Source organism: Lyngbya confervoides BDU141951, from assembly GCF_000817775.3.
Lineage (GTDB): Bacteria > Cyanobacteriota > Cyanobacteriia > Thermosynechococcales > Thermosynechococcaceae > Lyngbya > Lyngbya confervoides.
This window is the reverse complement of the sequence record NZ_JTHE03000018.1, coordinates 1-7633: the sequence shown is the minus strand read 5'-3', so window position 1 is coordinate 7633 and position 7633 is coordinate 1. Positions and strand designations below refer to the sequence as shown.

Genomic DNA, 7633 nt, shown 5'->3' with positions numbered 1-7633 from the left:
GGTAAAGAATAACCTCCTAGGGCTGAACCGCAGGCAAAAATCTGGCGGTGCCAGGTTTGGAGCTGGGGGGTCGTCCGCAGTGAGGATCCCTCTTCGCTAAACCCATGGGGTATCTGCTGGGGATTCAGACCTAGGGTCTTCAAAGAAGGCTTCTCCCAATCTGGCGCCAGCAGCAGCGCGGCCCGAAGCTGACCCTGGCGAGTGTTTAAAACAACGCCCTGTGGAGTTTTTCTTGCCTCCTCCACCGGGGTTGCGGTCCTGATCCGTATGCCAGAAGCCTCCAGACATCCCTGCAGCAGATAGGCGGCATCGGGATCTTCGTGGGGTAGCAAAGACCCAGGGGCTACCAGATAGATTGAATGGCCTCGACGCTGCAAGATTTGCCCGAGGGCCATCGTCCAGGGACCATCCCCCACCATGGCCAAGGGGGCAGAGCGAGGCAGAGGCCGCAGATGCGACTCCAGATGATGCAGGGGAGCGATCGCCTCGGGATCGATTGAGGATTCAGGCGGGATAGCCAGTTCCTCCGCCACCGCAATGAGATAGCGCCGGGCCTGAAGGCGGCGCTGAGTAGTTTGGACCCACAGCGGTGCGCCCTCAATCTGTGGGAATTTCCCCTGATCCGGGATATAGTCCACTCCCAGTCGAGCAAGGACCTGGGGGGCATAGGCTTCAAGCAGCTGTTGCTCTTGGATTGGCAGTTGCTCGATCCAGTCTAGACTGTCCCAAAAATCCGCCTGAGATTGCAGGGCGCTAGGCTCCCTTGATCTCCCCCCGATTGCGCTGGGGGAATTCAGGGCAGCGATCGCCGCTTTTTGAGCCGGTCGATGGTCCTCTTGAGCGGGCTCAATCAGGGCCACGCGAGCAAACAAGCCGGTCGCTTGTGCAGCCAGTTGGCGGGCCGCAAGACTTCCGCCTAAAATTGCCAGGTCATAGACGGCGACCATCAGCTTTAAAAATGTTGCCCCTCACTGAGAGTTTTGTGCTCACTGCCCTTTTGTAAAATAGCTTTGCCATCCGTGATCTGGACAAGCTGCCAGCCCTGCTGATTCACTGTATCCCCAATCTGAAAATTACGATAGCTGCCATTGCTAGAGACCATCAGTGTGGATTGCAGGCCCATTTCAACAATGCCAATGACCTTATGACTGGCATTGGCTGGAGTCCCCATGGGCTGAAGCTTGGCTAAGCTCAAGGTAGGGTTTGGCGCTTGTGAAGTTAGGCTAGGCAGGGATCCGCTAGGCTCTGGAGACCCGGCCACCGTGGAACGGCTAGGAGTGGCAGTTGCTGCAGGAGAAGTCCCGGTTACCGGAGGAACCGGAGGGGCTTGAATTTGCGTCGGTTTAACCACCCGCAATGCCATGCGCTGCATTTGCGCGGACTGATCTGCCGTGGGAAGAGTCGGGGGCGACTGGGCAATGGTTTCCTGAGGGGGTTGGGACGGCGCACCTGAAACTGAAGCGGACATTATGCCGAGAGGATAGGCTAGTGTGGGTGGTCTTGAGGCGACCGTAGTGGCGGGTGCAGCAGACCGGGCCTGAATTTGACGAAAGGCTTTTTGAGCATAATCGGCAAATTTTTGATCGGATGTCATCTCTGCAACGGATCCTTGGGGCTGGGTCGCCACCACCGCAGGCGTCGTTTGAGACCCATGCAGAACTTGATGGCTTCCCCACAGTCCTAGGGGAAGAACCAGACCGGCTAGCCCCAGGAGGGCAAGGAAACGACGTCGATGGACCGCCGCTGATTCCGCCTCTGGAATCCAGGGTGAGGGATCGGCTGACCATGATGCGGGATCTAGATCGCGGCTGGGCTCTAACAACTCGTCCCACCTGGGCTCCTCGTACAGGGCCAGGTTCGAGGACGGCAACGGTGAATATGTTTCTTCTGACCAATCCTTGGGAGCCGACCTTAGATAGGCCCAAGAAGAGTCCTGCCGACTGGACGAGACCGACCCTTCAAACAGTTCGTCCATTAGTCGATTGGCTTCGTCCTGAATCCAATGCGCAGGGAGATGTTCTGGCTCGTTCACGGAGTCATGTTTCAAGGTTAGACGGCTATTCGGCAATAAGTGCGACATATTTTCGTCATCCTATCGGGTTTTGCCCCTAGCGTTAAGGGGGGGGATGCTAGGGACTAGTATTCACCGCGATGGCTCAAAGACGAACAGCCTGCTGACGATTCTTTCTCTCCAGAGGCTGCAGGGGCTTCCCATAAATAAACGCCGCTTGCCAGGCAGCGACGTTTTCAGTACCTCAGAGATTGGTGTCCAAAGGACGGGGTTGCGGGCAACCGGGCGGCGGGTTTACTCCACCGTCATATCCTGGGGTTTAGCAAGTTCCTCCCGCATGGTCGAAATTTGTACCGTCAAATCCTGCAGATCCTGAATGAGTACTGGGTCCACCAGCGGCTGAGAGATAGGGGCCGCTGGGGAAGAAGCCGCGGAGGATCCTGAGGGAGAGGTCACCACTGAATCAATGAACTGGCGTGCTTCTGCCTCTGTGGTTTCACCCTTGGCCTCCCAAATGCGGGTTAGCTCATTAAAGCCAAGATTGAGCTGAGCTAGGTTTTCCTCCCGCTTAACCGGGTCTTGCACTGATTCAATCAGGGAGGTTGTCGCCCCCAAGGAGACATGCAATCCCTTCTTTAAAAAATCGAATGCCTGTTGTGAATCCATAAGTTATTGAGATCAAAAGGACTGGATTAACATGGTTTGCAATCTCCACCTTAACCTAGCCTAGTCTTAATCTTGAATTTCTGACAAGCGTCCTATGTCTAACCGTTCTCCCGCAGCCCCCTCCACCCCTTCTGACCTGTATATTTCCTGGGCCGACTATCACCAAGCCATTGAACAGCTCGCGGTCAAGCTGTATCGATCCCAATGGACCTTTGATCAAATCCTTTGTTTAGCTCGAGGGGGATTGCGCATTGGCGATCTCCTGTCACGAATTTTCAAAACCCCCCTCGCCATTTTGTCCACTGCCTCTTACAGCGGTCAGCAGGGGCAAGTGCAGGGATCTTTAACCATTGCTCACCACCTGACCATGACCACTCCCCAGTTGGGATCTCAGGTGTTGATCGTGGATGATTTATTAGATTCAGGTATAACCCTCGATCAAACCCTAGCCTGGATCAAAACTCACCATGGACAGGAAACCCACACCTACCGGACTGCCGTTCTCTGGTGGAAAGCCAGTTCCAAAGTCGCACCAGATTTTTATGTGCACTATCTTGAACACAGTCCCTGGATTCATCAGCCCTTTGAGTATTATGAGTCTCTCTCCCTGGATCATTTAGCCCAGCAACACGAGACAGAGGACCTTAGGGAGTCAAGGGCAGGACTCTCCTTGACTCCCAGCCCTCAAGTCTAGAAATCTTTGCTTTCCAGCCCTTTCTGACCAGCAATAAAAATCTCAATCCCCTGGGATTCCTGGGATTTCCCCCCCGTCCTATCCCACCTGGGGCAAACAGGGTTGGTTTGCTGGATGAATAATCACCGTGGCCAAACTCTCTTCTCCCTCAGCCCGGCAATAGACGGGGATGTGTTCTGGCGACCGGGAAAAGGTGGGGATCATCAGCAGACAGGCCGTCCACTCCCCTTGCACTGGAACCCCTAGCTGACTACAATGACCTCCGCGACGGCCCTCTGGAGAATAATATTGGCAGTATCGGCAGGCCTGCAGGGAAGCGTTTAGGTTTTCCATAGATTATTAAAAACGGTGTTCAAGACTGTGCATGGATCAATGTCCTGATACCAGCGGCACCCCTCTCCTGGGAGGGGGCGAAGCCTGGTGCATGCACAAAAGTCTGACCAACATAGTAGTTTCACTGGGAACCCGCGATCGCGGGGATCATTCATCCCTAAAGGGTTCTGGGGATTAGCTTTGACCGTCAAAAATGGGAGTTGGATAAGTTTAGAGTTTTTTCAGATTTGCGTAATGGATATTTATCTTTCTCCAGAGCGGGTAAAGGCGATGGCGGCGTTTTGTCCGCCAAAGCCAAAGCTCAGGCAGAGCGCATGCTGCAGAGGAGCAGAAACGGCTTGGAAAGGCAGTTCAATTTCAAACGCGGCATCCCTTTGTGTTAACCCCGTACAGGGTGGAACCCGTTGATGCCGCAGGGCTAGCAAACAAAGGACGCTGCCCATCGCGCCCGAGGCTCCCAGGGTATGTCCCGTTGCGCCTTTACTGGAGGTTACAAAGGGGCGATGGGGAAACAACTGCGCAATCATGGCCGCTTCTCCGGCATCGTTGAGACGGGTGCCTGTGCCGTGGGCATGAATGAAATCCACCTGGTGGGGAGCGAGAGAACTCCGCGCCAGGCACTGACGAATGGCAATTAGGGCCGCTAAAGGACGCGGGTTCGGAGCGCTCACATGGTAGGCATCGGCGGTGGCTCCAAACCCTAAAACGGTGCCGTAAATCCGTGCCTGTCGCTGCTGGGCGTGGACCAAGGACTCTAACACCAGACACGCTGATCCTTCGGCCAGGGAAAAGCCCGAACGATTTTGGTCAAAGGGACGAGCGGCCTCCGCGCTCAAGGCGCCCATTTTTCGGAACCCCGCCAGTGTGAGAGGAGTAATGGGTGCCTCCGCCCCCCCCACGAGTGCTACTTTACAGTGATCGTGGCGAATCAGATCCGCGCCCTGGGCGATCGCCCATAATCCCGTCGCACAGGCGGCCCGCGGCGCCAATATCGGTCCGCAGACTGAAAGATGACGAGCCACCTGGACACTGGGAGATTCTCCCACTAAATCGATCCAGTTGGTCTGGGGCCTCTGCGCCTCTAACTCCAGCTCACGCTGAGTTCCCCGGCTCGATCCCATCACAATCCCTACCTCCGCCGCAGGCAAGGTCGTCCATCCGGCATCCGCTAGAGCCGCTTCTACCACGGGTAGCAACAGCTCCGACAGCCCCGCAGGGGCGGGGGGATGCACCAAACCCATCACAGTTGCAGGCAGGTCCGCAAAGGGTTTGTGGGAAACCAGCCCCGTCTTGCCGGCCAGCAGTCCGGACCAGGTAGCCTGGCAGTGGTCTCCCAGGGCCGTGGATAATCCCATCCCGGTCACCACAACCGTGGTTGTCATCGACGCGCTGTTTTCCTCACGATATTCCTAACGGGTCATTCCTAACGGGTTATTCCTACTGGAGGTTCTCTGCGCCTTGCACCACTTCAGCCGATTCAATTACATCGCCCTGCTGGATGCCGTCGACAACCTCCATGCCGTCGGTCACATAGCCAAATACGGCATAGTCGCCATCTAGGAATGGAAGATCCGCCAGCGCAAAGTAGAACTGAGCTGAGGCAGAGTCTGGAAGGGGTGTACGCGCCATCGCCACCGCCCCGCGCTGATGGGTCAGCTGAGGCGGGCTGGTGATATCCGCCGACTTTAGCGTCTTGCTGTAAACTGGCTCCGCCGCACCCGCAGGGGTAATTTCTAGGGGGATAAATCGGGGCTGATCGGTGGCGGGGTCAATAAAGTTACCCGATCCCAAGCGACTCTCGGCAATATTGGGGTCTTTGCTCTGGGGATCGCCACCTTGCGCAACGAAGGGCTGTGGGGTTTTGACCACCCGGTGAAATTTGGTGCCATCGTAGACCCCACGCTGGACCAGGTCCACAAAATTGCCCGCGGTAACCGGCGCCTGGGTGCCATCGACTTCAATGGTAATGGGCTGGCCCTGCACCTTAATGACAATGGTGGCTTTGCCCTCAAGTCGAGGCTGCCCAGCGGTAGACTGGGCAGACATGGCGCCTGGGACAACATTTTTAGGAGTCTGATCTGGCATTGGGGAAGTTTGGGTAACAGCATTACGAGTCCCCGCTACGGCCTCCGAGGAATTGACGGAGGACCCCGTACTACAGGCCGTGGTCATCCACAGGAGCGTAATCGCAGCGCAGGACAGAAAAAAAACTTTCATAAGGTTATTACAGCCCAATTGGGTCAATCGGTCTAGGGTTTACATTGAGGACAAAGGTGAAACCGCACATTACAGTGTTCCCAGGAGGCGTTTCACGGACGAACCCACCGGGTCCTCTCTAGATACCCTCTGACGCTGGGAAATTTGCGAGGTGCCCTGATTCCCGAGATGCCGCCTCCCGTCTAAGGATGGATTACATCCCTGCATTGAGCAATGCCATATTGAGCAATGCCATCCTCTCTAGGCTATCCATACTAGAGCCCTTTCTAGAGCCCTTCCATGGGCACGTTGAGGAAGCGCGCAATTTCAGCCGCTTGGTTCTCCAGGGTCGCCAGGGCAATGGGTTGGCCCACACGAGTGAGGGGGTAGTCTCCCTTGCCTTTGACCTTGAGGTACAGAGCTCGCTTAGGATTTAACCCTTCTCGAATATCCACCCGCACCGCCTGAACATCCGCAAAGGGGATGTGGATATTGACCTGACGATTTTTTCCAGGGTAGCCACAGCGCCTGAGCCTCACCTGTTGTTGTCGCTTATCAAACTCGTTGGTGCCGCTGCCCACATCCCAGATCACGGTTAACCAGAGGTAGGTGGCAAGAAGACTCCCCGCAATCCCATAGAAGGTCATGGCAATCCCTTGGGGAATAAAAATAAGATCCGTGGCATTGCCAATGGGCAGCAGGTTGCGATGGAAGTAGCTAGACAGACCCGCTAAAAGGAAGCCGACACTGCCAATGGAGATAATACTCGCCCACCAGATATTACTGAATCGCTTGGAACCTAGGACGCGGTAGCGCAGGACGCTTTCATTTTCTGTTAATTGAGCAGTCATAAAGGATTGAGACAACTAATTGAGGGATGATTGAGGAATGACAGTCAGGGGGGCAAGGACGTTTTTGTCGAAACCTCCACTTGCGGATCCTGCTTTGCGAGAGCCGTTTTGATGATTTTAATGTCATTTGGTCGGCTTTGCCGATGGCGCACCTTTCCCAGATCTTGCTAGGCCTGAGGGCACCCTCATGGGTCTGCGATCGCGGATTGGTGGCAGCGGGACCCAACCGTGGGGGCAAAGTATGTCGAAATATGAAGTTTTATGGGACCTGTCCATTGGACCCACAAACTCATCGCCCCCGCGATGGACCCTGGGACGGACGATGGGGTGCTGGATGTCAGACAGCAACAGGCGATTCGTTCCAGGATCAGCCACACCATTCAGTTCTTGCGATTTATGTGAAAACTTGATATTTCGTAAGAATTCCGTTATCAAATGAAATATGCATCTCACCTTCGGGTGACGCTTAGCAAATCGTGGTGGGCTCTGGGTTATTCTTGACCGTCATTGAATTTGGCTCCCTGTGTTGAAGTCCGATCTTTGCAGCCGTGAAGTCAACCTTTGGGCCACTGTCATAATCAATGGTGTTTTATGTTTGGCGGTTGCTCCTGCAAGGGGCGATGCTTTCTTTAATAACAGGATCGGTCAAAACATTTGAGAGTCTGCCGACTGGTGAGACTTATAATGTCTAATTAGCATTTGTCACTGGTACTGGGGCAGCCTATTCTTTTTGGCGGCTGATCCAGGGATTCGCTAGGCATCTTGCAATTTTTGAGTTCGAGCGAGAGGGTTTGTTTCCATGACCATAGCTGTCGGACGCGCGCCAGCGGAACGGGGATGGTTTGACGTCCTCGACGACTGGTTAAAGCGCGATCGCTTTGT

At 55.0% G+C, this 7633-nt stretch carries 10 protein-coding genes; 2 read left to right on the top strand and 8 right to left on the bottom strand.

Annotated elements, in window-relative coordinates:
* From QQ91_RS02675 to QQ91_RS02665, 3 genes are all read right to left on the bottom strand, one after another.
* On the bottom strand, nt 1–947 hold a 947-nt coding region (locus QQ91_RS02675), incomplete at its 3' end, for an FAD-dependent oxidoreductase (RefSeq protein ID WP_166283901.1).
* Nucleotides 948–952: 5 nt separating this feature from the next.
* A complete protein-coding gene (locus QQ91_RS02670; protein WP_166283899.1) occupies nt 953–2080 on the bottom strand; it encodes a hypothetical protein in 1128 nt (375 codons plus the stop codon).
* Between the two features lie 225 nt (nt 2081–2305).
* Complete coding sequence (locus QQ91_RS02665) at nt 2306–2677, bottom strand: hypothetical protein (RefSeq protein ID WP_166283897.1); 372 nt, start codon at nt 2675–2677, stop codon at nt 2306–2308.
* A gap of 94 nt (nt 2678–2771) precedes the next feature.
* On the opposite strand from QQ91_RS02665, the gene QQ91_RS02660 reads away from it, so the two are divergent.
* Nucleotides 2772–3371 carry a phosphoribosyltransferase gene (locus QQ91_RS02660; protein WP_166283895.1) on the top strand — a complete coding sequence of 200 codons (600 nt, stop codon included), beginning with the start codon at nt 2772–2774 and terminating at the stop codon, nt 3369–3371.
* Nucleotides 3372–3449: 78 nt separating this feature from the next.
* Here QQ91_RS02660 and QQ91_RS02655 read toward each other — a convergent pair whose 3' ends face one another.
* The 4 genes from QQ91_RS02655 to QQ91_RS02640 all read right to left on the bottom strand — a co-directional run bounded on the left by QQ91_RS02655 (nt 3450) and on the right by QQ91_RS02640 (nt 6751).
* The gene (locus QQ91_RS02655) at nt 3450–3704 is read right to left on the bottom strand and encodes a hypothetical protein (RefSeq protein WP_166283885.1); all 255 of its coding nucleotides are present in this window, start codon (nt 3702–3704) and stop codon (nt 3450–3452) included.
* Nucleotides 3705–3946: 242 nt separating this feature from the next.
* A complete protein-coding gene (locus tag QQ91_RS02650) occupies nt 3947–5086 on the bottom strand; it encodes a beta-ketoacyl-ACP synthase (RefSeq protein ID WP_166283893.1) in 1140 nt (379 codons plus the stop codon).
* A 55-nt stretch (nt 5087–5141) separates the two neighbouring features.
* Nucleotides 5142–5921: a peptidylprolyl isomerase gene (locus tag QQ91_RS02645; protein ID WP_166283891.1), complete on the bottom strand. Its 780-nt coding sequence runs from the start codon at nt 5919–5921 to the stop codon at nt 5142–5144.
* A gap of 266 nt (nt 5922–6187) precedes the next feature.
* The gene (locus QQ91_RS02640; RefSeq protein ID WP_166283889.1) at nt 6188–6751 is read right to left on the bottom strand and encodes a photosystem I assembly protein Ycf4; all 564 of its coding nucleotides are present in this window, start codon (nt 6749–6751) and stop codon (nt 6188–6190) included.
* Nucleotides 6752–7012: 261 nt separating this feature from the next.
* On the opposite strand from QQ91_RS02640, the gene QQ91_RS02635 reads away from it, so the two are divergent.
* The gene (locus tag QQ91_RS02635) at nt 7013–7153 is read left to right on the top strand and encodes a hypothetical protein (protein ID WP_166283887.1); all 141 of its coding nucleotides are present in this window, start codon (nt 7013–7015) and stop codon (nt 7151–7153) included.
* A 290-nt stretch (nt 7154–7443) separates the two neighbouring features.
* Here QQ91_RS02635 and QQ91_RS02630 read toward each other — a convergent pair.
* The coding region (locus tag QQ91_RS02630) for a hypothetical protein (protein ID WP_236096258.1) at nt 7444–7633 on the bottom strand (190 nt) is incomplete at its 5' end.